This is a genomic window from Nonomuraea sp. MTCD27, assembly GCF_041950495.1.
Classification (GTDB): Bacteria; Actinomycetota; Actinomycetes; order Streptosporangiales; family Streptosporangiaceae; genus Nonomuraea.
In genome coordinates, this window is sequence record NZ_JBGNUW010000022.1 from 191,724 (window position 1) to 218,689 (window position 26,966).

A 26,966-nucleotide genomic window follows, 5' to 3' on the forward strand; every position below is an offset into this window, starting at 1 on the left:
CGTTCAGCATACGCGGGAAATCCGTTGAGTACGCTGCCAACCACCATGTTTGACACCGTCGCGGCCAACATCGCCCTGGTTCTGCTGTTCATCTTGATCGGGGGCTTCTTCGCCGCCGCCGAAATCGCCATGGTCTCCCTGCGTGACAGCCAGGTCCGCAAGATCTCCCAGTACGGCCGGCGCGGCGAGCGCGTGGCCAAGCTGGCCCGCGATCCCAACAGATTCCTGTCGGCCGTGCAGATCGGCGTGACCGTGGCCACGATGTTGTCGGCCGCGTTCGGCGCCGACCGGCTGGCGGCGCAGCTCGTGCCCGTGCTGGAGGGCTGGCAGGTGCCGCCGGCGGTGTCGCCCGTCATGGCGCTGGTGCTGGTGACGCTGGCGATCTCGTACGTGTCGCTGGTGCTGGGGGAGCTGGCGCCCAAGCGCCTGGCGCTGCAACGGGCCGAGGGGTTGTCGCTGTACGTGGCGCCGTTCCTCGACCGGATCGCCTCCCTGTCGCGCCCGATCATCTGGATGTTGTCGAAGTCCACCGACGGCGTGGTCAGGCTGCTCGGCGGAAACCCGAAGGCCGACCGCGAGGAGGTCACCACCGAGGAGCTGCGCGACATGGTGGTCGGGCACACCGATCTGACCGCCGACGAGCGCAAGCTCATCGGCGAGGTGTTCGCCGCCGGGAAACGGCAGCTCAGGGAGGTGATGCTGCCGCGCACGGAGGTGGAGTTCATGGAGGCCGACACACCGCTGAACGACGCCGCCCGGCTGGCCGCCGCGCTCCCGCACTCGCGGTTCCCGGTCTACCGCGAGTCCTACGACGAGGTCATCGGCTTCGTCCATGTCCGTGACCTGCTGGATCCCGAGCTGGCCGGCCGTACCGAGCCGCTCAGCGCGGTCGTGCCGATCAGGGCGGCCAAGTTCGTGCCCGCGTCCAAGCGCCTGCTCACCACCCTGAACGAGATGCGCGACGAGGGCCAGCACCTGGCGATCGTGGTGGACGAGTACGGCGGCACGGCCGGCATCGTCACCATGGAGGACCTGGTCGAGGAGCTGATCGGGGACATCAGGGACGAGTACGACGTCGAGGAGGACGTCGTGATCCTGCCGGCCGGCGAGATCGAGATCGACGGCCTGACCAACCTCAACGACTTCGCCACCGAGACCGGCATCCGCCTGCCGGACGGCCCCTACGAGACGCTGGCCGGGTTCGTCATGGCCATGCTGGGTCACGTGCCCGCAGCCGGGGAGCGGGTGGAGTTCTCCGGCTTCGAGCTGACCGTCACCGAGCTGGACGGCCGCCGTATCGCCCGGGTGAGAGTGAAACGCCGAGCGGCCGCCGAGTCGCAGCCTGAGCAGGATTCCTGACACAATTGCCTGCTATGGCCAGACCTCGTGTACTCTCCGGCATCCAGCCCACAGCGGACTCCTTCCACCTGGGCAATTACCTGGGTGCGGTCCGCCAGTGGGTCACTATGCAGGAGACCCACGACGCGTTCTACTGCGTGGTCGATCTCCACGCGATCACCGTGCCGACCGAGCCCGCCGCGCTGCGCCGACGCAGCCGCGTGGCCGCGGCCCAGCTCTTCGCCGCGGGGCTCGACCCCGAGCGCTCCACCGTCTTCGTGCAGTCGCACGTGCGCGAGCACACCGAGCTGGCCTGGATCCTGATCTGCCTCACCGGCATGGGCGAGGCGGCCAGGATGACCCAGTTCAAGGACAAGTCGGCCAAGTTCGGGGAGAGCGCGGCCAGCGTCGGCCTGTTCACCTACCCGATCCTGCAGGCCGCCGACATCCTGATCTACCAGGCCAACCGGGTCCCGGTCGGGGCGGACCAGAAGCAGCACCTCGAGCTCACGCGCGACCTGGGCCAGCGGTTCAACCACCGGTTCGGCGACACGTTCACGCTGCCGGAGCCCTACATCCTCAAGGAGGTCGAGAAGATCACCGACCTCCAGGACCCGACGGCGAAGATGTCGAAGTCGTCGTCGAGCCCGGCGGGCATCCTCGACGTCCTGGAGCAGCCCGGGCCGCTGCGCAAGAAGATCATGCGCGCGGTGACGGACACGGGCTCGGAGGTGCTGTTCGACGAGGAGAACAAGCCGGGCATCTCCAACCTGCTGCGCATCCAGTCGGCGCTGACCGGCACGCCCATCCCCGAGCTGGTGGCCCGCTACGAGGGCCAGGGCTACGGCACGTTCAAGAAGGACGTGGCGGAGGCCGTGGCCGACACGTTCGCGCCGATCAGGGAGCGCACGGAGAAGCTGCTGTCCGACGAGGTGGAGCTCGACCGCATGCTGGCGATCGGCGCGGAGCGCGCCGCGGCGGTGGCCAAGGAGACCATGGCGCAGGTCCGTGACCGGGTGGGCTTCCTGCCCAAGCTGTAACCTTCCCGACCTTCAGGGCCGGGCACGCCGATCAAGCGGCGTGCCCGGCTTTCGTTTTTGCCGGCCGCGGTCGCGTACGCCTCTCCCATCGAAGGGCTCGCCGCCGGCCGCCGAGGCGGGCCGGTTGTCAGGGCGGCTTAGCGGCGCTAAGTTGCACTTAGCGATGCTAAGGAGAGGCCATGGAAATGACGGCGAAGGCGGCCGACGGGACCGAGGCGCGGGCCGTCGACGAGGGGAGCGGGCCCGTCATCCTGGTCCTGCACCCCGGCCTGGACGACGGCGCCTCCTGGCGGAAGGTGGCCGAGCGGCTGACCCCCGGCTACCGGGTCGTCCGCCCGCACCGGCGGCAATACCGGCTCGACCTCCCGCCCTGCACCGTCGCGCAGGAGGTCGAGCACGTGCTCGCGGTGGTGGCGGCCGTCGGCGGCGGGCCCGTGCTGGTCGCGGGGCACTCCTCCGGGGCGGTGATCGCGCTGGAGGCCATGGTGGCGGCGCCGTCGGCGTTCGCCGGGGCGGTCCTGTACGAGCCGCCGGCGGTGATCGGACCGCCGCTCGGGGGACCGCACGGCGAGGTCCACACCCGGACCCGGGCCGCCATCGCCGCCGGGCGGCCGGGCCGGGCGATGCGGATCTTCGTGCGCGACACCGTGGGGCTGCCGGCCTGGGCGGCCCTGCTGGTGGGCTGGTTCGTGTCGGTGTCGCCGAGGATGCGGGCACTGGCTCCCCGGCAGATCGAGGACAACGCCGCCATGGACTCCCTCGGCGTCCGGCTCGGCGCCTACGCGGAGATCAGCGCGCCGGTGGTGTTGCTGGGGGGCGACCGGAGCCCGGGGCACCTGGGGGAGCGGCTGGACGCGTTGGAGCGGGTGCTGCCGGCCGCGTCGAGGGTGGTGCTGTCCGGCCAGGGCCACTCGGCCCACGCCAAGGCCCCCGGAGAGGTGGCCGCCGTCATCTCGGGCCTGGCTGCCAGGGTGCTGCCGTCCACCACCGGCTGACGCTTTCCCGCGCTCGGGCCCGGCTTCCCCGGAGAGGGATGGGAAGCCGGGCAGGGGGGTGGTCAGGCGGGTGGCCAGGCGGTCCGGCCGTTGTGGAGGAGGGACGACTGGTGGGCCAGGGCGGAGGCGAGGGTGATGGCGTCAGGGCCGCCGATGCGTTCCCGTACTCCGCCGGCCGTCAGTTGCGCCGTGATCGGCCGCCGCAGCTCGGCCGTCCACCTGGGCGCGCCGGCCGCGTCGATGCGGAAATGGATCTCCCACGCCGGATACGTGGACCGCAGGACCTCGAGCTGCCGCCTCGCCAGAGGATGGTCGTGCTCGGGTGGCGAGCCGGCCCTGGGGCCCTCGAAGGGCGTGCCGGTCATCTCCGCTGCGCCGCCCGGTGCACGCGCAGGAGGGCACGCAGGGCGGCCAGGCTGGGCCGGGTGAGCCGGGTCTCATCGCGTATGGCGGTCCAGCCCGAATGATCTCGTACGAAGGACCACCCGGGGAACTCTCGGGTGGCCTCCTGGAGCAGGCGTTCCATGACGAAATCGGCAGTCGGCGCTGTGGTCATGGACGCAGAGTCGCACCCGCGCGCCTGTCCGTGACGAACTCGGACGCAAGATCTCCCTGTTCGTGGTGACCGAACTCTGAGTTCGCCCGCCGGGCGGCTCATATCGGGATGTCGTGGCGCTCGGCCAGGTAGCGCACCTCCGGCGCCCACGACGGCCGCGCCCGCCGTGCCAGCGAGCGGACCATCTCCCTCAACAGCAGCTTGTGGTCGAGCTCTTCCGGGCATTCACGCTCTATTCGCAGGAGGTGGAGCAGGCTGGCGGCGTCGTCGCCCAGGTCCTCGCAGGCGCGGGCGACGTGGCCGAGGTGGGTGGTGCGCCGCTCGATGGACGGCGTGCGCCGCAGGTCGATGTCGTCGGCGATGTGCAGCACCGCCTCCGGGCGGCCGGTGTCGTTCTCGATGCTGGCCATGTGGATGGCGACGTTGGTGGGGCCGAAGAAGGCCAGGTCGTAGACGCCCGAGGAGTCGTCGACCCGCTCGGCCAGTTGCGCCGCCGGCCCGCGTACGCGCTCCCTGGCCCCGTCGTCGTCGCCCATGCGGGCCTCGCCGATCGCGGCGAGCAGGTGCAGCGCGCCGAGCGCCTTGAGGTGGCGCTGGTCGCCGTCGCCGACGTGCGGCTCCAGCAGCTCGATGCCGCGCCGCGCGACGTCGTACGCGATCTGGTGCATGTCGTCCGACAACATCGACTGCCCCAGGTTCCAGTACGCCCACGCGATCATCAGCGGATCCCCGGACTCCTCGGCGAACCGCATGGCCCGGTCGGCCGCGAGATGCGCCAGATCGACCCGCCGCAGGTGCTTCAGCACCCCCCTGGCCAGCAGGTACGCGTCCGTCGCCACGCTGTGCGCGCCCGGTGTGCGCTCCAGGGCCAGGCTCTCGGCGTCGGTGACCAGCGACGGCAGCGCGGCCATCAGGATCGAGTAGCGGCGCGTCGAGGTGAACCAGGCGTTGCGGGCCGCGGCCACCCGTTCGGAGAGCTGCTCGACGTCGGGCGGTTCGATGTCGGGCGCCAGCGACCGGCACGTGAACAGGGCCCGCTCGATGTCGCTGATCTGCGGCCTGCTCGGCTCGTGGGAGTCGCGCGGGGTCTCGCCTAAGAGCACCGCGGTGCGTACGCCCAGCACCTTGGCGATCTCCCGCAGGAGGGGGAGCGAGGGTGTTCGTTTGCCGTGCTCGATCAGCTCGATGTGCCTGGGGGTGCAGCCGGACTGGGTCGCCAGCGCGGTGGTGCTCATGCCCCTTCGCTCGCGCTGGAGTCTGACCATCTGCCCGGTGCTGATTTCGGCCATAGGCGCGACGCCTCCTGGATCGGTCCCAACTCCCCTCAGGCTAGGGCTCCCGATGTTCCGCTGCCATGGTTTCGGCCCTGCTCAGGCCCCACGACGCCGCGAATGGTGGGCCAGCAGGCGGGCGAGAAAATCCGTGAATTGCTCGCGTTCCGGTCCGCTTAGGGGCGCCAGGAAGTCGTCCTGGAGCTCCGCCATGAGACGCTGCAGCCGCTCCAGGTGCCGGCGCCCCTGCTCGGTGATGGTGATGACGTTGCGGCGGCGGTCGGCGGGGTCCGGCGCGCGCTCGACGTGGCCGCGCTCGGTGAGCTCGTTGATGACGGCGACCAGGTCGCTGCGGTAGATCCCGGTGATCCTGCTCAGCTCCGCCTGGCTCACCGGGCCGGACGCGCGCAGCGCCATGAGCGCGGCGTAGTGCCACTTGCGGGCGTCCGCTCCGGCCAGGCCCTCGGTGACGAGCCGGTCGGCGTGCGTGGCGACCAGCGACAACATCCGGCTGGGCACCTTGCGCAGGGGGGCCGGGGTGAGTTGTTCGTCCATCGGGTCCGTCATGCGGGCGATCTTATCTGTTGCGTTAGTGCGACTAACGGTGTAATTTCGTTAGTGCCACGAACGTTAGTCAAACGAACGAAATGGATCGATCATGCCTGAGCTCGATGTGCTGGACTCCGCGATGTACTACGAGGACGCGGGGGAGGGTGTGCCCTTCGTCTTCCTGCACGGCAATCCCGCCTCGTCCCGCCTGTGGCGAAACGTGCTGCCCGGGGTCGCCCGGCCCGGCCGCCGGCTGCTCGCCCCCGACCTCATCGGCATGGGGCGCTCGGGCAAGCCGGACGTGCCGTACCGGATGGATGACCACGCCCGCTACCTCGACGCCTGGTTCGACGCGCTCGGCCTGGACGGTGTGGTGCTGGTCGGGCACGACTGGGGCGGCGCGCTGGCGTTCGACTGGGCGGCCCGCCACCCGGAGCGGGTGCGGGGCGTGGCCTTCATGGAGACGATCGTCCGCGGGATGAGCTGGGACGAGCTGGGCGAGGGGCCGCGTGCGCGGGCCGAGCTGATCCGCGGTCCCGAGGGGGAGTCGCTGGTGCTCGACCGGAACTTCCTCGTGGAGACCGCGTTCACCGGAGGGGTGCTGACGAGCCTGAGCCAGGAGGAGATGGAGCCGTACCTGGCGCCCTACCCCACCCGGGAGAGCCGCCGCCCGCTGCTGGAGTGGGCGCGGTCGCTGCCGATCGACGGCGAGCCCGCCGACGTGGCCGCCCGCCTGGACGGCTCGGGCAAGTGGCTGGCGAGCAGCGACGACGTGCCCAAGCTGCTGCTCACGTTCGACTCGTCGCCGACGCTGCTGGTCGGGGAGGCGATGGCGGCCTGGTGCGCGGAGAACATCGCCGCCCTGGAGACCGAGCACTGCGGCCCGGCCGGCCACCACGCGCCGGAGGACCGGCCGGAGGAGATCGCCGCGGCCATCACGTCCTGGGCCGCGCGCCACGGACTGTAGCCGGGCATGGGGGCGGGCTCAGCGGTAGCGGCGGCGGCTCATCGGGGTGAGGACCGCGCGCAGCACGTCCGCCGCCTGCCGCACCGTCTCCTCAGGGATCCCCGCCGTGACGTCCTCGTGCGCCCGCGCCGAGGCCTCCAGCGCCGCCTCGGCCCGCAGGCGCCCCTTGTCCGTCAGCTGGACCCAGCGGCTGCGGGCGTCACCGGAGTTGGCCTCGCGCTCCACGTATCCGGCCGCCGCCAGCCGCTGCAGGACGTTGCTGATCCCCCCGGAGGTGAGCAGCAGCGACTTCGACAACTCGCTCGGCTTCATCCGGTACGGCGGCGCCGCCCGGTTCAGCGCCGTCAGCACGTCGAACTCGGCGTAGGTCAGCCCCAGCTCCGACAGCTCGGCCTTGATCGCCTGCTCGAAGTGCAGGTGCAGCCGGGAGGCCCGCTTGCTCAGCTCGAGTGCGGCGATGAGCGACGACGACATGCCCGCCTCCTGCCAGCCGGGCACCAACGCGTCGATCTCATCCGGTTTCACGCCATCGAGAATACCCATCATCAGATTGCTTTCTGAAAAGCTTCTCTCTAAGCTTTTCACTATGGCAATCACCCAACTGATCAGGAACGGCCTCGTCATCGACACCGAGCCGGAGCCCGTCGTCCTCGGCCACGCCGACGTGCGGATCGAGGGCGACGTGATCGCCGAGGTGGGCCCCGGCCTGCCCGAGGTCCCGGGCGCGCAGGTGATCGACGCGACCGGGCGGATCGTGCTCCCCGGCTTCGTCGACACCCACCGGCACACCTGGCAGGCGGCCATCAGGGCGGCCGCGCCCGACGTCGACTTCCCCGGTTACCTGCGGCGCGTCATCGGCGAGTTCGCACCCCGCTTCCGGCCGGAGGACGTCCACGCCGGCAACCTCGCGGGCGCGCTGGAGTGCCTCGACGCGGGTGTCACCACGCTGCTCGACTGGTCGCACATCCAGCTCACCCCCGACCACACGGACTCCGCCGTCCGGGCGCTGCGCGAGTCCGGAGTCAGGGCCGTGTTCGGCTACTGCCACGGCGGCGACCCGGCCGGCCTGGCGAGCGGGGCCCGGCGCGTACGCGAGCAGCTCCCGGACGCCTCCGGCCTGGTCACGATGGCCCTCGCGGCCCTGGGACCGGAGATCGCGGGCCCCGAGCGCGCGCTGGCGGAATGGCGGCTGGCCGGCGAGCTGGGCCTGCCGGTCACCGCGCACCTGGGGCACACTCCGGACGGCGCCGCCGACGGCCTGGCGTTCCTGGAGTCCAACGGGCTGCTCGACGTCCCCACCACGTTCGTGCACGCCCTGCACTACACCGACGAGCACTTCAAGCGCATCGCCGCGAACGGCGGCAGCGTCTCGCTCGCGCCCGTGGACGAGATGAACCTGGCGATGGGCTACCCGGCCACCGGGCGGATCCGGGCGGCGGGCATCCCGGCCGGGCTCGGCGCCGACACCGTGGTCTGCTCGCCCGGCGACATGTTCTCCCTGATGCGCGCCGTTCACCTGCTCGAACGCGGCCGCCCCGGCGGCGCCGGGCTCGGCTTCACCACCCGTGACGCGCTGCGCATGGCCACCATCGAGGGCGCAGAGGTGCTCGGCATGGCCGACGTCGTCGGCTCGCTGCGGCCGGGCAAGCAGGCCGACCTGATGCTCCTGCGCACCGACACGCTGGGCATGGCGGCCGCCCACGACCCGATCGGCGCCGTCGTGCTGAACGCCGACCTCGGTTGTGTGGAGACGGTCATGGTCGCGGGGCGTGTCGTCAAGAGTGGTGGGCAGTTGCTCCATCACGACCTGGCGGCGGTCCTGGCGGCCCTGGCGCGGAGCGCGGGCGCGGTAGCTCGTACGTGATCGTCACCCGGGCCTGGGGTAGGAGATCCCTGGGAAGAGGGTGTCATGGCGAGTCTGACGGAGCGCGTCGAGTCGGTTAAGGCATGGGGGCGCGGCAAGCTCGACGACTGGCGGGTGCGCAGGCTGTCGTTCGACCATCTCGTCCGCGCGGCGCAGCGCTACCAGCTCCAGTCCGGCGACCGGCTGGCCGGCGCGGTGACCTACTTCGCCTTCCTGTCCTTCTTCCCGCTGGTGGCGCTGGCGTACGCGGTGCTCGGGTTCGTGGTGGCGACCAGCGATGAGACCAGATACGCCCTGGAGAAGGCCATCGTCGAACGCCTGCCGGGCATCTCCGCCCAGCTCGACATCAAGGCCATCGCCAGGGCCAAGGAGACCGCCGGGATCATCGGCCTGCTCGGCCTCCTGTACGCCGGGCTCGGCGCGCTCGACGCGCTGCGCGGGGCGCTGCGGGACATCTCGATGGCCACCACGCCCCCGCTGAACTTCTTCCTCGGCAAGCTGCGCGACCTGGCCTCGCTGATCATGCTGGGGCTGACGGCGATCGTGTCCGTGCTGGTCGCGGGGTTCGCCACGACGGCCACGGACAAGGTCGTGCACGCCGTCTTCGGCGGCGCGGACATGCTGGCCAACCTCGGGCTCAGGGCCGCGGGCGTGACGGCGAGCGTGGGGGCGGACTGGGTGCTGTTCGTGATCCTGCTCGGCTGGGTGGCCCGGCCGACCCGGCCGTTCCGGGTGATCGCCCAAGGGGCGCTGCTCGGCGCGATCGGGTTCGGGGTGCTGAAGCAGATCGCGACGCTGCTGCTGGCCACCACCCTGGGCAACCCGGTCTACGGTACGTTCGCCGTCATCGTCGGCCTGCTGGTCTGGATCAACTTCTCGGCCCGGCTCGTGCTCTTCGTCGCCGCCTGGACCGCCACCTCGGGGCTGTGCCCGCCGCCGGCGCCCTCGCCGGTCCCGTCCACCGAGGAGCCGGCGCCCTCCGCGGAGGGCCCGGCTCGCTCCGTCGAGGAGGCCGGCCGGCCGTCAGAGGCGTGAGCGGCCGCGCTTGCGGCGGATCCCGTACCCCAGCCAGATCAGCCCGAACAGCAGCCCGCCGCCGATCACCAGCGAGCCGACCGTCTTGGTCGAGTCGGTCTGCTTGGAGGCGGCGGTGTCCAGCAGCGGCGGCTGGGCGGCCGGCGTGACCGAGGTGCCCGGCGAGGCGGGGGCGGCGGCGGACGGGCGCTGCTGGGGCGCGGCGAGCGCCGACGCGGGCAGCGGGTCCACGAGCTGACCGACCGGGGCGGCCTTGCCGCGCACCGAGAATCCCCAGTCGAGCAGCTGGGTGATCTCGTCCCAGAAGCCGCCCTGGTGCCGCATGATGCTCACCACGATCGTGTGGCCGCCGCGGGTGGCCGCGCCCACGAAGCTGGCCTGCGCCTTCGACGTCCAGCCGTTCTTGACGCCGACCATGCCCTGGTAGCGCCAGAGCAGCTTGTTGTGGTTGCTGATCTCGTAGTGGCCCTTGGGCGCCGGGAACTTGCTGGTCTTCGTGCTGATGTAGCGCCGGAACTCGGGGTTGGCGAGGCCGGCGCGGGCGATCAGCGCCAGGTCGTACGCGGAGCTGCTCTGCCCCGGCTTGTCCAGGCCGCTGGGCGTCTTGGCCACGGTGTCGTACGCCTGCAGCCGCTTGGCCTCGGCGTTCATGTCACTCATGGTCTTGGCCAGGCCGCCGTTCGTCTCGGCCAGGGCCATCGCGGCGTCGTTGCCCGACGACATCATCAGCGCCTTGAACAGGTCGTCGACCTTGTACGTCGCCTTGGGCGACAGCCCGACCGCGCTGCCCTCCTGGTTGCAGGCGTTCTGGCTGGGCCGGATCTTGCGGTTCTTGTCGAGCTTGGGGATCAGTGTGAGTGCGGTCAGCGTCTTGAGCGTGCTGGCCGGCAGGTAGCGCCCGTGGGCGTCCTTGGCGGCGAGCACCTGCCCCGTTCCGGCGTCCGCGATGACGTACGAAGTAGCCTTGCTCTTGGGCGGCTTCTTGACGCCTGCAGGGACAACCAGTCCGCGGCTGCCCAGCGCCTCGCCGCCGACCGGCGTCGTCGGTTCGGCATATGCGGTCCCGCCGGTGAGCGAGACCGAGGCGATGAGTGCCGTGACCGGCACGAGTTTCGTCCACATGGCGGTCTCAGCGTAGCTCCGTGTTAATGCCCATGTGGCGACACATCCCCCGAAGATCCACCTTCGATACTAGAGAGGTACATGTGTCACGAAAGATCGCCGGATTCCTCATCATCCTGGGCGTATTCATGATCTTCGAGTGGGTGAACCTGGGGTTTAACTTGGCCGATGGGCATCCGACCAGCTTCTACGTGGTGCACGGGATCCTGATCGCGGTGAACATCATCCTCGCCATCGTGTTGGGGATCATCGGCTGGCGCGGTCTGCGGGGCTCCTCGGCCGGGGGCTCGGCGGGCCGCTCGGGCGGGGGCTCGGTGGGGGGCTCGGTCAGGGGCCGCAGAGGAGACGACGGGTGAGGGCGTGCAGCTCGTCGGCCTCCTCGCGTGAGTTACCGATCGAGGTGAAGCCCAGCTTGCCGTACTCGGGGATCGCGCCGAGCAGGTGGAACACGTTTCCGGTGCGCCGCTCGGCGTCGAAGCCGATCCCGAGCCGGTCCGCCGTCCGCATCACCTCACCCGGGGTGCGCCCGCGCAGGCAGGACGAAGCGCAGTTGTCGGTTGCGGTGTAGAACTTCGGCTGATTTCCAGACATGAGGTGACCGGTGGCCTGATCGTACGTGGCCCCGGTCGTCAGCACGGCGGCGCCGAACGGATGCGTGGTGCCGCCGATCCGGAGGTTGATCTCGCACAGCAGCGCCGCGTACCCGGCGTCGGCCTTCAGCGCGAAGAAGTCCATCCCGAACAGCCCGACCACTCCCCGCTCGGCCAGGACCTGCGCGATCCGGCCGGCCGACGCGCCCACCTCGGCGCGGTACTCGGGCGCCGCGGGGAACGTGCAGCCCTGGTAGACGTGGCCGTTGTTGCCGCCCAGCACCTGGTCGTGCGTGGCCAGCACCTGAGCCTGACCGCCGGGCGTGATTTGAGCCAGCGCGCTCGGGTAGTAGAGCGGGCGATGTTCGATGAACTCCTCGACCACGGCCCCCCGGTCACGGATCTTCGCGGTGAAGTTGGCCCAGGTCTCGCCGGCTGCGGAGAAGCTGGTGAGCGACCTGTCGGCCTTCGTGACGATCGCGTTGCCGAGACCGGAGTACCCGTCGTTCAGCTTCACGATCACCCGCTCGCCGGGCAGGGCCTCCATCGCCTCCTCGATCTGGAGCGCCGAGTGCACGCCGGCGAAGCCGCGCGCCATCGGCACACCCGCCTCGTGTCCCACTTCCCGGGCCCCGCTCTTGGAGCCGTAATAGGAAAGGGACGTTGCCGGTCCGTAGAGGGGAACGTTGAGTAACGAGGCGAGCTCCTCCTCGAGCTCGCTGAGGACGAACGGCACCAGCCAAGCGTCACCGTCGATCGCCGAGCGTAACTGCTCGATGACGTCGGGGCGATCGAGCAGGGTCCTGGTCAACGGCTGGGACCAGGGGTCGTCGAGGCTGATCAGCGTGAGACGCTTGGCGGCGTCATCCGGGTCGGGCAGGAACGCGAAGTAGTAGTCGACGATGTCGGGGTCGATGGGCGCGGAGGAGAGGTAGACCACCTTGACCTTGGGTTCGCGGAGCGTGAGCAGCAGGAACAGCAGGCGCTCCTCGTACGACCTGGCCGCCGTGATGCGGCGGAGCTCATCCTGCGGGAGGGAGAGCGAGGGTACGACCACCAGGGTCCCCTCACTCGGCTCGAAGATGCTCAACCCAGCACTCTTCTCCCCGAACGGGATATTAGTGATCATACAGCGAGTGAAACACGCATTCTTCTCAAATGCAGCCATCGTTGGAGTGTCATGACCATGACAGAAGGTGACAGGATTCGGAATCGCTGACCACGTTTGAACTGACAGCATCGGGTCACGATCTACTGATCCCTTGTGACTATTTCCGGATCAGCCGCGCGTATGCGGAACGTGACGACCTGCGGTTTCGGCCCTGCCGTCGGCTAACTTTTGGTGTATCTGTCGGCGCGGAGTCGCAGGGGAGCGATAAAGTCGAGGCATCGCCATCGGGCTCACGGCCGACCGCTGTGCTCCCGGGCTGGAGCGGCGGCAATCACAACCGATGACCGCGAAGCCCGTGCTGACGATCTCGCGCACCGTACCCACTGGGTGTGCCTTTTGGTTCGCCGAGCGGCCGCTCAAACCGGGTGGCCACCGCGGGATGGAGATTTTTACAGGGCATGAGCCGCGATGGCCAGCACATCTGGGGCGCGCGGCATGGGACGGGACGGTGACATATGCGGGGACGTGAGCTGCGGGGGGAACTCGACGCGTTCCTGGCGGAGACCGAGCAGGATCTCGTGGCGTTCCGCCGCGATCTCCACATGCACCCTGAGCTGGCCTTCGCCGAATATCGTACGACCCAGCGGATCGCCGACAGGCTAGTCGCCGCCGGTCTGAAGCCCACGGTGTTCACCCAGGGCACGGGGCTGATCTGCGACGTGGGCAGCGGCGACGGGCCGACCATCGCGTTGCGCGCCGACATCGACGCGCTGCCCCTGCAGGACGAGAAGGACGTCGCCTACCGCTCGACCGTGGACGGCGCCTGCCACGCCTGCGGTCACGACGTGCACACCTCGGCGCTGCTCGGCACCTCGCTCTTTCTCGCCCAGCAGGCCGCCGCCGGTCTGCTGCCCGGCCGCGTACGCCTGATCTTCCAGCCCGCCGAGGAGCTGCCCGGCGGCGCGCTCGAGGTCATGTCCCAGGGCGGCATCGCCGGCGTGGACCGCATCTTCGGGCTCCACTGCGACCCGCGCGTGGACGTGGGCCAGGTCGGGCTCAGGCCCGGCCCGATCACCTCCGCCTGCGACAAGATCGTCATCAGGGTCTCCGGCCCCGGCGGCCACACCGCCCGCCCCCACCTGACCGCCGACCTGGTCTTCGCCCTGGCCAAGATCCTCACCGAACTGCCCGCGGCCCTGTCGCGGCGCGTCGACCCGCGCTCCTCGCTCAGCCTCGTCTGGGGCAAGGTGGAGGCCGGCTCGGCGGCCAACGCGATCCCTGACGACGGCGTGGCCGAGGGCACGGTGCGCTGCCTCGACGAGACCGCCTGGCACGCCGCGCCCGACCTGATCAAGTCGCTGCTGGAGTCGGTGGCGGCCGCCTACGGGGTCGAGGCCACGATGGACTACACGCGCGGGGTGCCGCCGGTGGTCAATGACGAGGTCAGCGTCGAGATGCTGGCCGAGGCCACCGAGCGCGTGCTGGGCGCGGGGGCGGTCGTCCCCACGCAGCAGTCGCTCGGGGGCGAGGACTTCGCCTGGTACCTGGAGTCGATCCCGGGGGCGTTCGCCCGGCTCGGGACGCGGTCGCCCGACGGGGTGACGTATGACATCCACCAGGGGACGTTCGACGTGGACGAGAAGGCGATCGCGATGGGCGTGCGGGTCCTGGCCGCCACGGCGCTGACGGCGCTGTGGGAGGTCGGGCCGCTGGACCCGGTCACCTCCGCCCTGGCCTGACATGCCCTTTTCCGTCTCCGCCTGACCCCTGTTCCTCCCCACCCGGCCGTACTTCGGGTCTCGCGTGCCGCGTCGCGGAGTGCGGGGCCCGGTTCGCGCAAGGGGCGCGCCCGGCTGGTGGACAGCCGGGCGCGCGCAGGAAAGCGTGGCCGCCTTTGTGAGGCGGTCGTTCAGAGCAGTTTGCCCAGGGTCACGGGCAGGCGGAGGGCGGACTGGGCGGGGGATACGGTGATCTTGGTGCCTGGCGGGTAGCGGAGGGTGTAGTCGTAGTCAGTGGAGATGATCACCAGGCCGAGCCGGTGCCCCTTCTTGAACAAGTAGTCGGTCGGCTGGAAGTCCCAGGTGAACGTGTAGTCCTTGCCGGGCCGTAGGGGCTCGGTGCGGTCCGGGCGGTGGCGGTTGCGGACGTCGAGCCAGCCCCGGGTGACGATCTTGTACGGGGTCGTCGCGGTGCCGAGCGTCCGGAGGGTGGTGCAGCCCGTGTCACCCGGGACGCCCTGGCCGTAGCAGTAGGACTGGCCGGTCGAGAGCAGGGTGCCGTTCGGGCGGACGTCGGTGCCGTAGTCCACCAGCAGTGCCGTCAGGTACGGGGACGCGCCGTCCTTGAGCGAGGCCCGCACCGACACCGTGGGCGTTCCCGAGATCCGCACGTCGGCGGGCAGCGCGCCGGTCGTCCACGCCAGCCGGTTCGGATCGGCCCCCGTCGCCTCCACGAGCTGCTCGGCCGTCCTGACCTTCTGGTCCACGAACGACTCCTTGGGCGAGCGCGGGCGGGGCAGCAGGCCGAGCGTCGAGCCGGAGCCCGGGAAGAGGGGCACGGTCGCGGTGCCCGGCAGCGGCCACGAGGCGTGCTGGGCCCACTGGCCGGCGGCGATCTCCACGTCCGCCTGGGGCTCGCGCATGATGCCCGAGTCGATGCCGTACAGCCAGTGGTCGAACCAGCCGTGGAGCTGGCGCAGCCATTCGACCGTGCGCAGGCTGAAGGGGTTCATGTGGGTGCCCTGGTGCAGCCAGATCTTGCGCGGCACGTGCCGCTTGGACAGGGCGTACCACCACTGGGCGAACTGCTTGGTCTTGACGTTCCAGTCGTTGAGCCCGTGCACCACGAAGACGCTGGCCTTGACCTTGCGCACGTCGTTGAGGTAGTTGCGGGCGTCCCAGAGGGGGCTGTAGTCGCCGGTGATCCGGTCCTGGGTGGCGGTGATCCCGTCGATCACGTCGCCGCAGGCCTCCTGGCCGTTCTCCCTGGTCAGTACGTATTTGGCGAGCACGTCCAGGTCCTCGCCCTGGAAGCCGCCGGGCGCCAGGACGCCGCCGTTGGCGCGGTAGTAGTCGTACCAGCTGGAGATCGCCGCGATCGGCACGATCGTCTCCAGTCCCTCCACGCCCGTCGCGGCGACGGCGTTGGGCAGGGTGCCGTTGTACGAGACGCCGATCATGCCGACCTTGCCCGTCGACCAGGTGGCCTCGACCGGGTGGCCCTCGGCGTCGAAGCCCTTGGCGCGGCCGTTCAGCCAGTCGATCGCGGCCTTCGGGCCGGCCGTCTCGTTGCGGTCACCGGAGGTCGGGCAGCCGGTGGCGCGGGCGCTGCCGAGGTTCTCGACCAGGGCGATGGCGTAGCCGCGGGGCAGGAAGTAGTTGTCGTAGTAGCCGTCGAACGGTTCGGCGGCCAGCTTGGCCGACAGGGCGGTCAGGGCGGGCAGCGGGTTGCCGTTCTCGTCCACGTCCACGGGGTGGTTCGCGACGTCGTTGCCGGGGGCGTAGTACGGGCTCGCCTCCATGATCACCGGGACCTTCAGTCCCTGGTCGGTCTCCTTGGGCCGCAGGATGTCCACGGCCACCCGGTCGGGTGCGCCGTCGTTGTCGCTGTCGGTCCCCGCGACCTCGACGAACACCGTCTGCTTGACGGCGTCCGCGCGGGAGAAGACGGGCTGGGTGGCGTTGTTCTCGATCTTGATGGCGGGGGTGCCGGCCGAGGCGGGTGGGACGCCGGTGATGGACGCGACGAGTAACGCGGCCAGCGGCACGGCGAGTGCCCGAAGGGCCTTCCGAGGGTGCATGCAGAACTCCGATGCGAGATTTCACCGTCGCTGGGAACATCCGTCACGATCGGCTCTCGGGCAAGGGGTGATCGTGTACCAAAGTTGGGCAAAACTTTCCACGGGCGTACCGTGTGCCTGAACCGGGATTCAGGTCACGGACGCGAGTGATGTCGATAACGGACAGGTTGCGACCCTGTGCGCCAGTTTGGTTCGCCCTGGTCAAGCAACTATCTTCCGTGCAGGTGCCGTACGTTTCTTCGCGCCTGCGATGAGATTCGGCGGCGGGGAAATGGAAGGGAGTCGCCTTGCTCGGCAAGCGATTCAACAGGATGATGCTCGGCTCGGTGGCCGGTGTCATGCTCATGGCAGCAGCCGCTTGTGGCGGCGATGGTGGGGGCACCACGGCGGCCAGTCAGGAGCCGACCGGCGGCGCCAGCAGCGAAGCCACGAAGAGCTCGCTCAAGGTGGGTCTGGCGTTCGACGTCGGCGGGCGTGGCGACAAGTCCTTCAACGACGCCGCATACGCCGGCCTGGAGAAGGCAAAGACGGATCTCGGTGCGGAGATCAAGGAGCTCAGCCCGTCCGCCGACGGTTCCAACCGCGGCGACCTGCTGCGCCAGCTCGCGGACGCGGGCTACAACCCGATCATCGGTGTCGGCTTCGCCTACGCCGAGGACATCAAGAAGACGGCCACCGAATACCCGGACATCGAGTTCGCGGTCGTCGACTCCGCCTCCAACGCGCCCAACGTGACCGGCCTGCTGTTCGCCGAGGAGCAGGGCTCCTACCTGGCGGGCGTCGCCGCGGCGACCAAGTCCGAGAGCGGCCACGTCGGCTTCGTCGGCGGCGTCGAGAGCGACCTGATCAAGAAGTTCGAGGCCGGCTTCGTGGCCGGCGTGAAGTCGGTCAAGGCGGACGCCAAGATCGACATCAGCTACCTCACCCCCGACGGTGACTTCACCGGCTTCAAGGCCCCCGACAAGGGCAAGGTCGCGGCCGAGAAGATGTACCAGGACGGCGCGGACATCGTCTACCACGCCTCCGGCGACTCCGGCCTCGGCGTGTTCCAGGCGGCGGCCGCGGCCAAGAAGAAGGCCATCGGCGTCGACTCCGACCAGCGCCAGACGGTCAAGGAGACCGACCTGCAGTCGGTCATCATGACCTCGATGCTCAAGCGCGTCGACGTCGGCGTGTTCGAGTTCATCAAGGCCTTCCAGGGCGGTACCAAGGGCGGCTCGAACGTCACCTACGACCTGAAGGTCGACGGCGTGGGCCTGTCCACCACCGGTGGCGAGATCGACGACATCAAGGACAAGCTCGACGCTGCCAAGAAGGACATCGTCGACGGCAAGATCACGGTTCCTGCCAAGCCGTAAATCGGGGCAGGAGAGACAGCCGAGGGCCCGGAGTCCTGACTTCGGGCCTTCTGCCTATGCCGCCCCCCTGTAGGAGAGGCAAATGAGTGCTGACACCTTGGCCACGGTGAAACCCGCCGTAGAGCTGGAGGGCATCACCAAGCGTTTCCCCGGTGTCGTCGCGAACCACGACATCCGCATCACCGTCCAGCCCGGCACGGTGCACGCCATCGTAGGGGAGAACGGCGCGGGCAAATCGACCCTGATGAAGATCCTGTACGGCATGCAGAAGCCGGACGAGGGCACCATCAGGATCAACGGCACGGAGGTCAGCTTCCGCACGCCGAGCGACGCCATCGCGGTCGGGATCGGCATGGTGCACCAGCACTTCATGCTCGCCGACAACTTCACGGTGCTCGAGAACATCGTCCTCGGGGCCGAGCCCACGACGGCCGGCGTGCTCGACACGGCCGCGGCGCGCAGGCGCATCACCGACCTGGCCGCCACCCACGGCCTGCGGGTCGATCCCGACAAGCTGGTGGAGGACCTCGGCGTCGGCGACCGCCAGCGCGTGGAGATCCTCAAGGTCCTCTACCGGGGCGCCCGCATCCTCATCCTCGACGAGCCGACGGCCGTGCTGGTGCCGCAGGAGGTCGAGGAGCTCTTCCAGAACCTGCGCGAGCTCAAGGCCGAGGGCCTGACGGTCATCTTCATCTCGCACAAGCTCGACGAGGTGCTCGACATCGCCGACGCGATCACCGTCATCCGGCGCGGCACCACCGTCGCGAGCGTCGAACCCAGCCAGGTCACCGCCCGCCGGCTGGCCGAGCTGATGGTGGGCAGCGAGCTGCCCACGCCCGAGACCCGCGAGTCCACCGTGACCGACACGGTCGCGCTGCGGGTCTCGCACCTCACGATGGAGGCCGACGGCCACCACCCGGCGCCGAAGGGCACCCCGGTCGGCACGTACGTGGCCAAGCTGCGCGAGGACGGCAAGCGCCTGCTCCTCGACGACGTGTCGTTCGAGATCCACAAGGGCGAGATCCTCGGCATCGCCGGTGTCGAGGGCAACGGCCAGTCCGAGCTGATCGAGGCCATCATGGGCATCCGCCCGGCGCACGGTGGCATCGAGCTGGACGGCCGGGACATCAGCGCCTGGTCCACGCTCAAGCGCCGCGAGTCCGGTATCGGCTACATCCCGGAGGACCGGCACCGCCAGGGCCTGCTCCTGGAGGCGTCCCTGTGGGAGAACCGCGTGCTGGGGCACCAGACCAGGAAGCCCGCGCGCAACGGCATCTGGGTCGACCGGCGGGCCTCGAGGGCCGACACCGAGCGCATCGTCAAGGAGTACGACGTACGCACCCCCGGCGTCGAGACCCTGGCCCTGGCCCTGTCGGGCGGCAACCAGCAGAAGCTGATCGTGGGCCGCGAGATGAGCGGTGAGCCCGCGTTCCTCATCGCCGCCCACCCCACGCGCGGCGTGGACGTCGGCGCCCAGGCCGCGATCTGGGACCACCTGCGCAACGCCCGCGCCGCCGGGCTGGCGGTGCTGCTCATCTCCGCCGACCTCGACGAGCTGATCGGCCTGTCCGACTCGATCCAGGTCATCTACCGTGGGCGGCTCGTTGCCGCGCTCGATCCTTCCGACATCACGCCCGAGCGGCTGGGCGGCTACATGACCGGCGCCATCGCCGGTACTGAGGAGACGTGATGCCCGCCGGGCTCAACCGGGCGCTGCTCACCGTCGCCGGCGCCGTCATCGCCATCCTCCTGGCGATCGCGATCTGCAGCGTGGCGATCGTCGTCGCGGGCGGGAGCCCGCTGGACGCCCTGGGCGCCTTCTTCAACTTCGGGGAGACCGCGCGGGCGGAGTCCAACTCCATCGCCACGCTCCTCAACCGGGCGGTGCCGCTGTTCATCGCCGGTCTGGCGGTGGCCGTCGGCTTCCGCATGAACCTCTTCAACATCGGCGTCGAGGGCCAGTACCGGATCGCGGCCATCTGCGCGGCCTATGTCGGCTCCACGTTCGCCGCGCCGGCCTGGATCCAGATCCCGGTGATCATCGTGGTCGCGGCGCTGGTCGGCGGCCTGTACGCGCTCATCCCCGCCGTCATGAAGGTGACCAGGGGGGTGAACGAGGTCATCGCCACGATCATGCTGAACTTCATCGCGATCAACCTGGCGGCCTTCCTCGTCCGCGGCCCCTTCGCCGGCCAGCGCGCCGAGGGCGACCTCTCCACGACCACGCCGAAGCTTCCCGACTCGGCCATGTTCCCCGACCTGAACTTCGTGTTCGACTGGTTCGGGCTGGTGCGGCCCACCCGCGAAGGCGGTCTCTGGGGCTTCCTCCTCGTGGCCGTCGTGCTCGGCGTGGTGGTCTGGCTGGTGCTGGAGCGCACCCGCTTCGGCTTCAACGTCAAGGCCAGCGGGCTCAACGGCCCCGCCGCGCTCGCCTCGGGCGTCAACCCGAAGACCATGGTGATCTCGGCGATGGTGATGTCCGGCGCGATCGCCGGCCTCATCGGCCTGCCCGAGATCCTCGGCTCCCGGGGTGCCTTCAACTCCAACTTCACCGCCGGCCTGGGCTTCCTGGGCATCGCGGTGGCGCTGCTCGGCCGGAACAAGCCCGTCGGCATCGCGATCGCCGCGCTGCTGTTCGCGTTCCTGGACCGGGCGCAGGGCGCGCTGCAGTTCGCGGACATCCCCGCCTCCGTCGTCACGATCATCCAGGGCGCCATCGTCCTGCTGGTCGTCGTGGCCAACGAGGTGACGAACCGGTTCGCGCTGAGACTCGAAGAGCGGCGGGCGGCCCAGCAGCTCGGCAGGAACACTCCGGTTGAGGTGACAGCATGACCCGGGTCGGCAAATACCACGTGGCGCTCATCGGCGTCGCGGCGCTCATCCTGCTGATGTCGCTGGTGCGGATGGTGTCCGGCCAGAACGACATCACCTCCTCCGGCACGTTCGCCGCCGGCCTGCTGCTGGCGGTGCCGATCGGCCTGGCCGGTCTCGGCGGCCTGTGGGCCGAGCGGGCCGGCGTGGTCAACATCGGCCTCGAAGGCATGATGGTGCTCGGCACCTGGTTCGCGGGCTGGGCCGGATACCAGTGGGGCCCTGTGGCCGCGCTGGCCGCCGGGCTGCTCGGCGGCGCGCTCGGCGGGCTGCTGCACGCGATCGCGACCGTGTCGTTCGGCGTCGACCACATCATCAGCGGCGTCGCCATCAACCTGCTCGGCCCCGGCATCACCCGCTTCCTGTCCGAGGTGCTCTACAAGGAGGGCACCCCGGCCTCCGAAGCGGGCGCGGGCATCACCACCTCGCCCGCCATCACCGGGAAGACGTGGGAGCCCAGCCTGCCGTTGCTCTCCGACGGTCCGGACCTGCTCGGCAAGCTGGAGAGCACCCACTGGTTCCTGCTGTCCGACGTGGCCGGCATCCTGCGCGGACTGACGCACAATGTGAACGTGCTGGTGATCCTGGCCGTGCTGCTGCTGCCGCTGACGTTCTTCGTGCTCTGGCACACGTCCTTCGGCCTGCGGTTGCGCTCGGCGGGCGAGAACCCGTGGGCGGCCGAGTCGCTGGGCGTGAACGTCTACCGGATCAAGTACCTCGCGGTCGTCATCTCCGGCGCCTTCGCCGGGCTCGGCGGCGTGTTCCTGGTCTTCGTCTCCAACAAGTACGTCGAGGGCCAGACGGCCGGGCGCGGCTTCATCGGCCTGGCCGCCATGATCTTCGGCAACTGGCGGCCCGGCGGGCTCGCGGTCGGTGCCGCGCTGTTCGGGTACACCGAAGGTCTGCGCCTGCGCAGCGAAGGCGCGGTCACCTCGTTCTTCCTGTTCGGGGCAGTGCTGCTGCTGATCTACCTGGGGCTGCAGGTCCGCCGCCTGACGGCGCCCGACCGGCCCGTCGAGCTGGTGGCCGGGCGCGCCAGGCAGTACACCCTGATGGCCGTCGCCGCGCTGGGCGCGGTCGTCCTGTTCTGGCTCTGGCTGGTCGTCGACAAGCTGGAGAGAGAGTTCGTCTTCATCACGCCACACGTGCTCACACTGCTCGTGCTCCTGGTCGCCTCGCAGCGCCTGCGGATGCCCAAGGCCGACGGCGTGCGCTATCGCCGGGGGGAACAACATTGAACATCGACTGGAACGGCCTGCGGGACGAGGCCGCGGAGGCCATGCGGAACGCGTACGCGCCGTACTCGAAATTTCCGGTGGGGGCGGCGGCGCTGGTCGATGACGGGCGGATCGTCACCGGTTGCAACGTCGAGAACGCCTCCTACGGGCTGGGCCTGTGCGCCGAGTGCGGCCTCGTCTCGGCGCTGCAGAGCTCCGGCGGCGGCCGGCTGGTGGCCTTCACCTGCGTGGACGGCCACGGCGAGCTGCTGATGCCGTGCGGCCGCTGCCGCCAGCTCCTGTACGAGTTCGGCGGCGAGGAGCTGCTGGTCGAGACCGAGGACGGGCCGAAGCGGATGGCCGAGATCCTGCCGTACGCGTTCGGGCCGCAGGACCTCAGCAGGAGCGCCTGATGGACGCCATCGAGGTCATCCGCGCCAAGCGTGACCGGGGCGAGCTGACCACGGCCCAGATCGACTGGGTGATCGACGCGTACACGGGTGGCGTCGTGGCCGACGAGCAGATGTCCGCGCTGGCCATGGCGATCCTGCTGAACGGCATGAACCGGCGCGAGATCGCCGACTGGACGCAGGCCATGATCCGCTCCGGTGAGCGCATGGACTGGTCCGAGCTCGACCGGCCCACCGCCGACAAGCACTCGACGGGCGGCGTCGGCGACAAGATCACGCTCCCGCTGGCGCCGCTCGTGGCCGCCTGCGGGGCGTACGTGCCGCAGCTCTCCGGCCGCGGGCTCGGCCACACCGGCGGCACCCTGGACAAGCTGGAGTCGATCCCCGGCTGGCGGGCCTCGCTGTCCAACTCCGAGATGCTGCAGGTGCTGCGCTCGGCGGGGGCCGTGGTGTGCGCCGCCGGGTCGGGCCTGGCTCCCGCCGACAAGAAGCTGTACGCCCTGCGCGACGTCACCGGCACGGTCGAGTCGATCCCGCTCATCGCGTCGTCGATCATGTCGAAGAAGATCGCCGAGGGGACGGGGTCGCTCGTCCTCGACGTGAAGGTGGGCTCCGGGGCGTTCATGAAGACGGTCCCGATGGCCCGGGAGCTGGCCGAGACCATGGTCGCGCTCGGGACCGACGCCGGGGTGCGGACGGTCGCGCTGATGACGGCGATGGACCGGCCGCTGGGGCGGGCCGTGGGGAACGCCCTGGAGGTCGAGGAGTCGGTCGAGGTGCTGGCCGGCGGCGGGCCCGCCGACGTGGTGGAGCTGACGGTGCGGCTGGCCAGGGAGATGCTGGAGGCCGCCGGGGTGTCGTCCGGGAAGGATCCGGAGAAGGCGCTGGAGGATGGCTCGGCCATGGACGCCTGGCGGCGGATGATCTCCGCGCAGGGCGGGGACCCGGACGCGCTGCTGCCTCGCGCGGCGGAGACCATGACCGTGGAGGTGCCGTCCTCGGGGGTGCTGACCCGGCTGGACGCGTACGCCGTGGGGCTGGCCGCCTGGCGGCTCGGGGCCGGGCGGGCGCGTAAGGAGGATCCGGTGTCCTTCGGGGCCGGGGTGGTGCTGCACGCCAAGCCGGGGGATCTGGTGCGGGCGGGGCAGCCGTTGATGACACTGCACGCGGATGAGACGGGGCGGTTCGAGCGGGCTCTTGAGGCTTTGGACGGGGGGTATGCGGTGGGTGACGCGGGCGAGGAGCAGTTCCCGCTGATCATCGACCGCATCACCGCCGCCCCGTAGCCCCTGCCGGTCCCTTCCCGACCCCAGCCCACCGACCGGGCTGGGGTCCCTTTGGGTTCTGGGGGGTGAGGGGACGAGAGGGCGAAGGCGTCCCGGGGCCCGCCGACCGGCCTGGGGGTCCCTTGAGAGCCGAGAGGTGCCAGGGCTAAGGTCACCGGCGCGGGGCGCGGCTACGGTGCCTTTGCGCCTTTTGCCGAAAGGACCCCGGCCGCGGTCGGTGGGGAAGCGGGTCAGGGGGTCAGGGCGGGGGCGTCGGCGAAGATCTCGGACAGCACGGCCCGGTGGGTGGGCAGGGCCTCGGCGTGGCGGGCGCGGCCCTCGTCCGTGATGCACACGAACACGCCCCGCCGGTCCTCGTCGCAGACCCCGCGCGACACCAGCGCCGCCTTCTCCAGCCGCGCCACCACCCGCGACAGCGCGCTCTGGCTCAGGTGGACCTCGTCGCACAGCTCCTGGATGCGGAGCTTCCGGTTGTTATGGACGATCCGGTCCAGAACCTCGAACTCGCTGGGCCCCAGACCGTGCCGATCGCCCAGCTCGCGCTCCAGCGCGCACATCGCCTTGGCGTGCTTGGCCAGGACGTAGTGCCAGGTCTCCACCACGAACTGCTCGTCCATGTCGCGGAGGTTACCACTTCGATAAAACTCATGCAACGACATTAAATGCGCTTGCATTAGATGCGAGTGCATGTATTGTTCTGACTCATGTCCTCTTCCTCATCCCGTTGGGGCGCGCTCGCCGTGCTCTGCGCAGTGATATTCCTTGACGCCCTTGACGTCTCGATGGTCGGTGTCGCCCTGCCCGCCATCCAGCACGACCTGGGCCTTACCACGTCATCTCTGCAGTGGGTGGTCAGCGGCTACGTGCTCGGCTACGGCGGTCTTCTGTTGCTCGGGGGCAGGACCGCCGACCTGCTCGGGCGGCGCAGGGTTTTCCTGGTCGCTCTGGGCGTCTTCGCCGTTGCGTCGTTGTTCGGTGGTCTGGTGGACGATGGCGGGCTGCTGATCGCGGCCCGGTTCATCAAGGGTGTGGCCGCCGCGTTCACCGCACCCGCCGCCTTGTCGATCATCACGACGACTTTTCCTGAGGGGCCGGAGCGCAACAAGGCGTTGAGCATCTTCACCGCCTGCGGCGCGAGCGGTTACTCACTCGGCCTCGTGCTGTCCGGTCTGCTGACCGAGATCGGCTGGCGGTGGACGCTGCTCATGCCGGTGCCCGTCGCGATCATCGCGCTGATCGCCGCGCTGAAGGTGCTGCCGCGGGGCCGGGAGGAGCGGGCCGAGGGCGGTCACGACCTGATCGGCGCCGTGACCATCACCGCGTCGATGTTGCTGCTGGTGTTCACGGTCGTGCAGGCGCCCGAGGCCGGTTGGGCCTCGGTGCGGACGATCGGCTCGCTCGTGGGCGTGGCGGTGCTGCTCGGCCTGTTCGTCTTCACGGAGCTGAGGATGCGGCACCCGCTGGTGCGGCTCGGCATCCTGCGCTCCGGCCACATCGTGCGCGCCAACCTGGGGCTGCTCATCCTCATGGGCTCGTACGTGGCCTTCCAGTTCGTGGCCATGCAGTACTTCCAGAACCTGCTGGGCTGGTCCGCCCTCGGCACCGCCATGGCGTTCCTGCCCGCCGGCCTGCTCGTCGCGCTCACCTCGACCAAGATGGGCGACTTCGCGGACCGGTTCGGCACCGGCAAGCTGATCGTGATCGGCGCGGCCGCGCTGGCCGGCGGGTACGCCGTGTTCCTCGGCATCGACCGCACGCCCAGCCTGGGCGGCATGGTCATCCCCGGCATGATCCTGCTCGGCATCGCGTTCGCGCTGTCGTTCCCCTCCCTGAACATCCAGGCCACCAACGGCGTGGACGACGACGAGCAGGGGCTGGCCTCCGGCCTGCTCAACACCTCCGGGCAGGTGGGCGGCGCGATCGTGCTGGCCGTGGTGACCGCCGTGCTCACCTCGGGCGGCGGCGAGACGCTCTCCATCGGCTCGCTGCGCGCGGCGATCGTGGTGTCGCTGGTGCTGGCCCTCGTCGGGCTGGCGATCTCGGCGACCGGGCTGCGGGCCCGCAAGGCGGCGGTGGCTCCGGGGGAGGACAAGGCGCAGGTCTACGAGACCGTCTGATCGTGGGCGACCGTCTGATCGTGGACGCGGGAGGGCCTCGCCGGGGGGTGGCGGGGCCCTTCGCTCATTCCCGGAAGAGGCCGAGCGGGTCGTCGTAGTACAGCTCCTCCGGCACCGCCTCGTCCGTGACGTCCGTGGTGGTGCCCGACCGCACGTCGACCTTGACCAGGTGCGTGTACTCGTCGTCCTCCAACTGGCGGATGAGGACCTCGTCGGCGCCGAGCCAGCGTTCGACCTGCACCACCTCGTACTCGCCCAGGTCCGCGCGGGTGCCCGTGAGGCGGCCCGTGCGGGCGTCCATGACGACGAGCTCCGTGTCCTCCGCCACCAGGGCCAGCCGGCGACCGTCCGGGGAGAGCGCGCCGCCGTACTCCAGGAGGCCGGGGTCGACGCGGTAGCCGCCGTCGAGGCCCTCCGGGCCGTTCAGCGTGAGCTTGGTGATGGAGGCGTGGCCGGGGACCTTGGTGACGTCCTCCTTCTCGCCGACCACCCTGGTGCCGTCGTCGGACACCGCCAGGATCCGGATCCGCTCGCCGAACTCGTAGTGCGTGACGCCGGTGTCGAAGTCCAGCGTCGCGCCGCCGCCGTCCTCGAAGTAGACGGAGAAGTAGCGGCCGCTCGGGGAGGACCTGAAGTGCGGGGTGGCCCGCTCGTCCGTTACGTCGATCACCTTGACGACGCCCGTACGGAGGTCCCGCACCACGTACGAGCCGTCGGACCTGCGGTAGGCGGCGCGGTGGCCGTCCTGGCTGAGGGCCAGCGACATCGTGGCGCCGGTGTCCGCGTCATAGCCGGCACGGGCGCCCGGGAGCCGCCATTCGTCGCCCGTCGCGGTCGTCAGCCGCCACTGGGCGCAGGGCAGCGGGTCCTTCTGGTTGGTGCCGCCCGAGCGGCAGTAGCCGGTGGTGGCGTACTGGACCGGGTCGTCCAGCTCGGCGGGCAGCGGGTCGGGGATCTGCTCCTCCTGTGCCTCGAAGCTCGAGTAGGGGGAGGCCTGGTCGCCGGTGACCTGCTGCTCGATGTTGCTCACCATGGCGTTCACGCCCACCGCCACCAGGGCGACGAACGCGCCCACCGTCCCCAGGGACACCGTCGTCCACGTGGCCACGCGGATCCTGCGGCGGCGGGTGAGGCGGGTCAGGACCGGCTCCGAGACGTTCGTGTGCGTGGTCGTCAGCTCGGAGGCGGTGGCGATCAGGGCGGCGCGCAGGGCCGGGTCGTCGGGCGGGGGTTGTGCTACCGGGGTTTCCCACGGTTGGGCCGGGGCCGTCCAGGAAGGGGAGGAGGCGGTGCCGCTGGTGTCCCAGGGGGCGGTCCACGGGTCCTGGTGGGGTGTGCCAGGGGCCGGGTCCCCGGCGGTCTCGGTGGCGGGGCTCGGGTTCGGTTCGGGGGGGGGGGGGGGGGGGGCGGCGGGGTAGAGGTCGGGGTGGGTGGCCTGGAGGTGGGCGCGGGCCTGGGGGAGCTCCTTGT

24 protein-coding genes and 1 pseudogene are annotated in these 26,966 nt (G+C 70.2%); 15 read left to right on the plus strand and 10 right to left on the minus strand.

The features are described 5' to 3' along the window. The first annotated feature begins 45 nt into the window (after positions 1-45). From ACBJ59_RS47955 to ACBJ59_RS47965, 3 genes are all read left to right on the plus strand, one after another. Complete coding sequence (locus ACBJ59_RS47955; RefSeq protein ID WP_375116705.1) at positions 46-1,359, plus strand: hemolysin family protein; 1,314 nt, start codon at positions 46-48, stop codon at positions 1,357-1,359. 14 nt (positions 1,360-1,373) lie between these two features. Next, a complete protein-coding gene (trpS, locus tag ACBJ59_RS47960; RefSeq protein ID WP_364112654.1) occupies positions 1,374-2,378 on the plus strand; it encodes a tryptophan--tRNA ligase in 1,005 nt (334 codons plus the stop codon). Positions 2,379-2,557: 179 nt separating this feature from the next. Further along, a complete protein-coding gene (locus ACBJ59_RS47965) occupies positions 2,558-3,373 on the plus strand; it encodes an alpha/beta fold hydrolase (protein WP_375116706.1) in 816 nt (271 codons plus the stop codon). Positions 3,374-3,435: 62 nt separating this feature from the next. Here the strand turns inward: ACBJ59_RS47965 and ACBJ59_RS47970 are convergent, their stop codons facing one another. From ACBJ59_RS47970 to ACBJ59_RS47985, 4 genes are all read right to left on the minus strand, one after another. Next, positions 3,436-3,738, minus strand: a complete 303-nt coding sequence (locus ACBJ59_RS47970; RefSeq protein ID WP_375116707.1) for a hypothetical protein — start codon at positions 3,736-3,738, stop codon at positions 3,436-3,438. Then, on the minus strand, positions 3,735-3,929 hold the full coding sequence (locus tag ACBJ59_RS47975; protein ID WP_364112648.1) for a hypothetical protein: 195 nt from the start codon (positions 3,927-3,929) through the stop codon (positions 3,735-3,737). Before ACBJ59_RS47975 ends, ACBJ59_RS47970 begins: the two co-directional genes overlap by 4 nt. A 98-nt stretch (positions 3,930-4,027) precedes the next feature. Continuing rightward, the gene (locus ACBJ59_RS47980) at positions 4,028-5,218 is read right to left on the minus strand and encodes a helix-turn-helix domain-containing protein (RefSeq protein WP_375116708.1); all 1,191 of its coding nucleotides are present in this window, start codon (positions 5,216-5,218) and stop codon (positions 4,028-4,030) included. 81 nt (positions 5,219-5,299) lie between these two features. Further along, on the minus strand, positions 5,300-5,767 hold the full coding sequence (locus ACBJ59_RS47985; RefSeq protein WP_375116709.1) for a MarR family winged helix-turn-helix transcriptional regulator: 468 nt from the start codon (positions 5,765-5,767) through the stop codon (positions 5,300-5,302). A gap of 91 nt (positions 5,768-5,858) precedes the next feature. On the opposite strand from ACBJ59_RS47985, the gene ACBJ59_RS47990 reads away from it, so the two are divergent. Further along, the gene (locus ACBJ59_RS47990; protein ID WP_375116710.1) at positions 5,859-6,716 is read left to right on the plus strand and encodes a haloalkane dehalogenase; all 858 of its coding nucleotides are present in this window, start codon (positions 5,859-5,861) and stop codon (positions 6,714-6,716) included. An 18-nt stretch (positions 6,717-6,734) separates the two neighbouring features. On the opposite strand, the gene ACBJ59_RS47995 is transcribed toward ACBJ59_RS47990, so the two are convergent. Continuing rightward, positions 6,735-7,241: a MarR family winged helix-turn-helix transcriptional regulator gene (locus ACBJ59_RS47995; protein ID WP_375116711.1), complete on the minus strand. Its 507-nt coding sequence runs from the start codon at positions 7,239-7,241 to the stop codon at positions 6,735-6,737. Between the two features lie 61 nt (positions 7,242-7,302). Between ACBJ59_RS47995 and ACBJ59_RS48000 the strand changes: the two genes are divergently transcribed. Both ACBJ59_RS48000 and ACBJ59_RS48005 read left to right on the plus strand, forming a co-directional pair. Beyond that, complete coding sequence (locus ACBJ59_RS48000; RefSeq protein ID WP_375116712.1) at positions 7,303-8,580, plus strand: amidohydrolase family protein; 1,278 nt, start codon at positions 7,303-7,305, stop codon at positions 8,578-8,580. A 45-nt stretch (positions 8,581-8,625) separates the two neighbouring features. Further along, positions 8,626-9,615 carry a YihY/virulence factor BrkB family protein gene (locus ACBJ59_RS48005; RefSeq protein WP_375116713.1) on the plus strand — a complete coding sequence of 330 codons (990 nt, stop codon included), beginning with the start codon at positions 8,626-8,628 and terminating at the stop codon, positions 9,613-9,615. Here the strand turns inward: ACBJ59_RS48005 and ACBJ59_RS48010 are convergent. Then, positions 9,604-10,737, minus strand: coding sequence for a D-alanyl-D-alanine carboxypeptidase family protein (locus tag ACBJ59_RS48010; protein WP_375116714.1), 1,134 nt, complete (start codon positions 10,735-10,737; stop codon positions 9,604-9,606). The two genes, ACBJ59_RS48005 and ACBJ59_RS48010, sit on opposite strands and share 12 nt — an antisense overlap. 83 nt (positions 10,738-10,820) lie before the next feature. On the opposite strand from ACBJ59_RS48010, the gene ACBJ59_RS48015 reads away from it, so the two are divergent. Further along, positions 10,821-11,093, plus strand: a complete 273-nt coding sequence (locus tag ACBJ59_RS48015) for an SCO4848 family membrane protein (RefSeq protein ID WP_375116715.1) — start codon at positions 10,821-10,823, stop codon at positions 11,091-11,093. On the opposite strand, the gene ACBJ59_RS48020 is transcribed toward ACBJ59_RS48015, so the two are convergent. Continuing rightward, positions 11,065-12,417 carry a peptide ligase PGM1-related protein gene (locus ACBJ59_RS48020; RefSeq protein ID WP_375116716.1) on the minus strand — a complete coding sequence of 451 codons (1,353 nt, stop codon included), beginning with the start codon at positions 12,415-12,417 and terminating at the stop codon, positions 11,065-11,067. The genes ACBJ59_RS48015 and ACBJ59_RS48020 overlap by 29 nt on opposite strands. A 536-nt stretch (positions 12,418-12,953) precedes the next feature. Here ACBJ59_RS48020 and ACBJ59_RS48025 point away from each other — a divergent pair. Then, the gene (locus ACBJ59_RS48025) at positions 12,954-14,177 is read left to right on the plus strand and encodes a M20 family metallopeptidase (RefSeq protein ID WP_375116717.1); all 1,224 of its coding nucleotides are present in this window, start codon (positions 12,954-12,956) and stop codon (positions 14,175-14,177) included. Between the two features lie 170 nt (positions 14,178-14,347). On the opposite strand, the gene ACBJ59_RS48030 is transcribed toward ACBJ59_RS48025, so the two are convergent. Further along, on the minus strand, positions 14,348-16,237 hold the full coding sequence (locus ACBJ59_RS48030) for a Xaa-Pro dipeptidyl-peptidase (RefSeq protein ID WP_375116718.1): 1,890 nt from the start codon (positions 16,235-16,237) through the stop codon (positions 14,348-14,350). 287 nt (positions 16,238-16,524) lie between these two features. On the opposite strand from ACBJ59_RS48030, the gene ACBJ59_RS48035 reads away from it, so the two are divergent. The 6 genes from ACBJ59_RS48035 (at position 16,525) to ACBJ59_RS48060 (ending at position 23,379) form a co-directional block, all read left to right on the plus strand. Next, positions 16,525-17,595, plus strand: coding sequence for a BMP family ABC transporter substrate-binding protein (locus ACBJ59_RS48035; protein WP_364112624.1), 1,071 nt, complete (start codon positions 16,525-16,527; stop codon positions 17,593-17,595). An 82-nt stretch (positions 17,596-17,677) separates the two neighbouring features. Then, a complete protein-coding gene (locus tag ACBJ59_RS48040; RefSeq protein ID WP_375116719.1) occupies positions 17,678-19,285 on the plus strand; it encodes an ABC transporter ATP-binding protein in 1,608 nt (535 codons plus the stop codon). Further along, positions 19,285-20,427, plus strand: a complete 1,143-nt coding sequence (locus ACBJ59_RS48045) for an ABC transporter permease (RefSeq protein ID WP_375116720.1) — start codon at positions 19,285-19,287, stop codon at positions 20,425-20,427. The genes ACBJ59_RS48040 and ACBJ59_RS48045 overlap by 1 nt, the downstream gene beginning before the upstream one ends. Further along, positions 20,424-21,704 carry an ABC transporter permease gene (locus ACBJ59_RS48050; protein ID WP_375116721.1) on the plus strand — a complete coding sequence of 427 codons (1,281 nt, stop codon included), beginning with the start codon at positions 20,424-20,426 and terminating at the stop codon, positions 21,702-21,704. Before ACBJ59_RS48045 ends, ACBJ59_RS48050 begins: the two co-directional genes overlap by 4 nt. After that, the gene (locus ACBJ59_RS48055; protein ID WP_364112616.1) at positions 21,701-22,096 is read left to right on the plus strand and encodes a cytidine deaminase; all 396 of its coding nucleotides are present in this window, start codon (positions 21,701-21,703) and stop codon (positions 22,094-22,096) included. The genes ACBJ59_RS48050 and ACBJ59_RS48055 overlap by 4 nt, the downstream gene beginning before the upstream one ends. After that, a complete protein-coding gene (locus tag ACBJ59_RS48060; protein ID WP_375116722.1) occupies positions 22,096-23,379 on the plus strand; it encodes a thymidine phosphorylase in 1,284 nt (427 codons plus the stop codon). Before ACBJ59_RS48055 ends, ACBJ59_RS48060 begins: the two co-directional genes overlap by 1 nt. A gap of 230 nt (positions 23,380-23,609) precedes the next feature. Here the strand turns inward: ACBJ59_RS48060 and ACBJ59_RS48065 are convergent, their stop codons facing one another. After that, positions 23,610-23,996: a MarR family winged helix-turn-helix transcriptional regulator gene (locus ACBJ59_RS48065; RefSeq protein ID WP_375116723.1), complete on the minus strand. Its 387-nt coding sequence runs from the start codon at positions 23,994-23,996 to the stop codon at positions 23,610-23,612. Between the two features lie 87 nt (positions 23,997-24,083). On the opposite strand from ACBJ59_RS48065, the gene ACBJ59_RS48070 reads away from it, so the two are divergent. Further along, on the plus strand, positions 24,084-25,496 hold the full coding sequence (locus tag ACBJ59_RS48070) for an MFS transporter (protein ID WP_375116724.1): 1,413 nt from the start codon (positions 24,084-24,086) through the stop codon (positions 25,494-25,496). Between the two features lie 64 nt (positions 25,497-25,560). Here the strand turns inward: ACBJ59_RS48070 and ACBJ59_RS48075 are convergent. Further along, a pseudogene (locus tag ACBJ59_RS48075) lies at positions 25,561-26,966 on the minus strand (hypothetical protein); the annotation flags it as partial.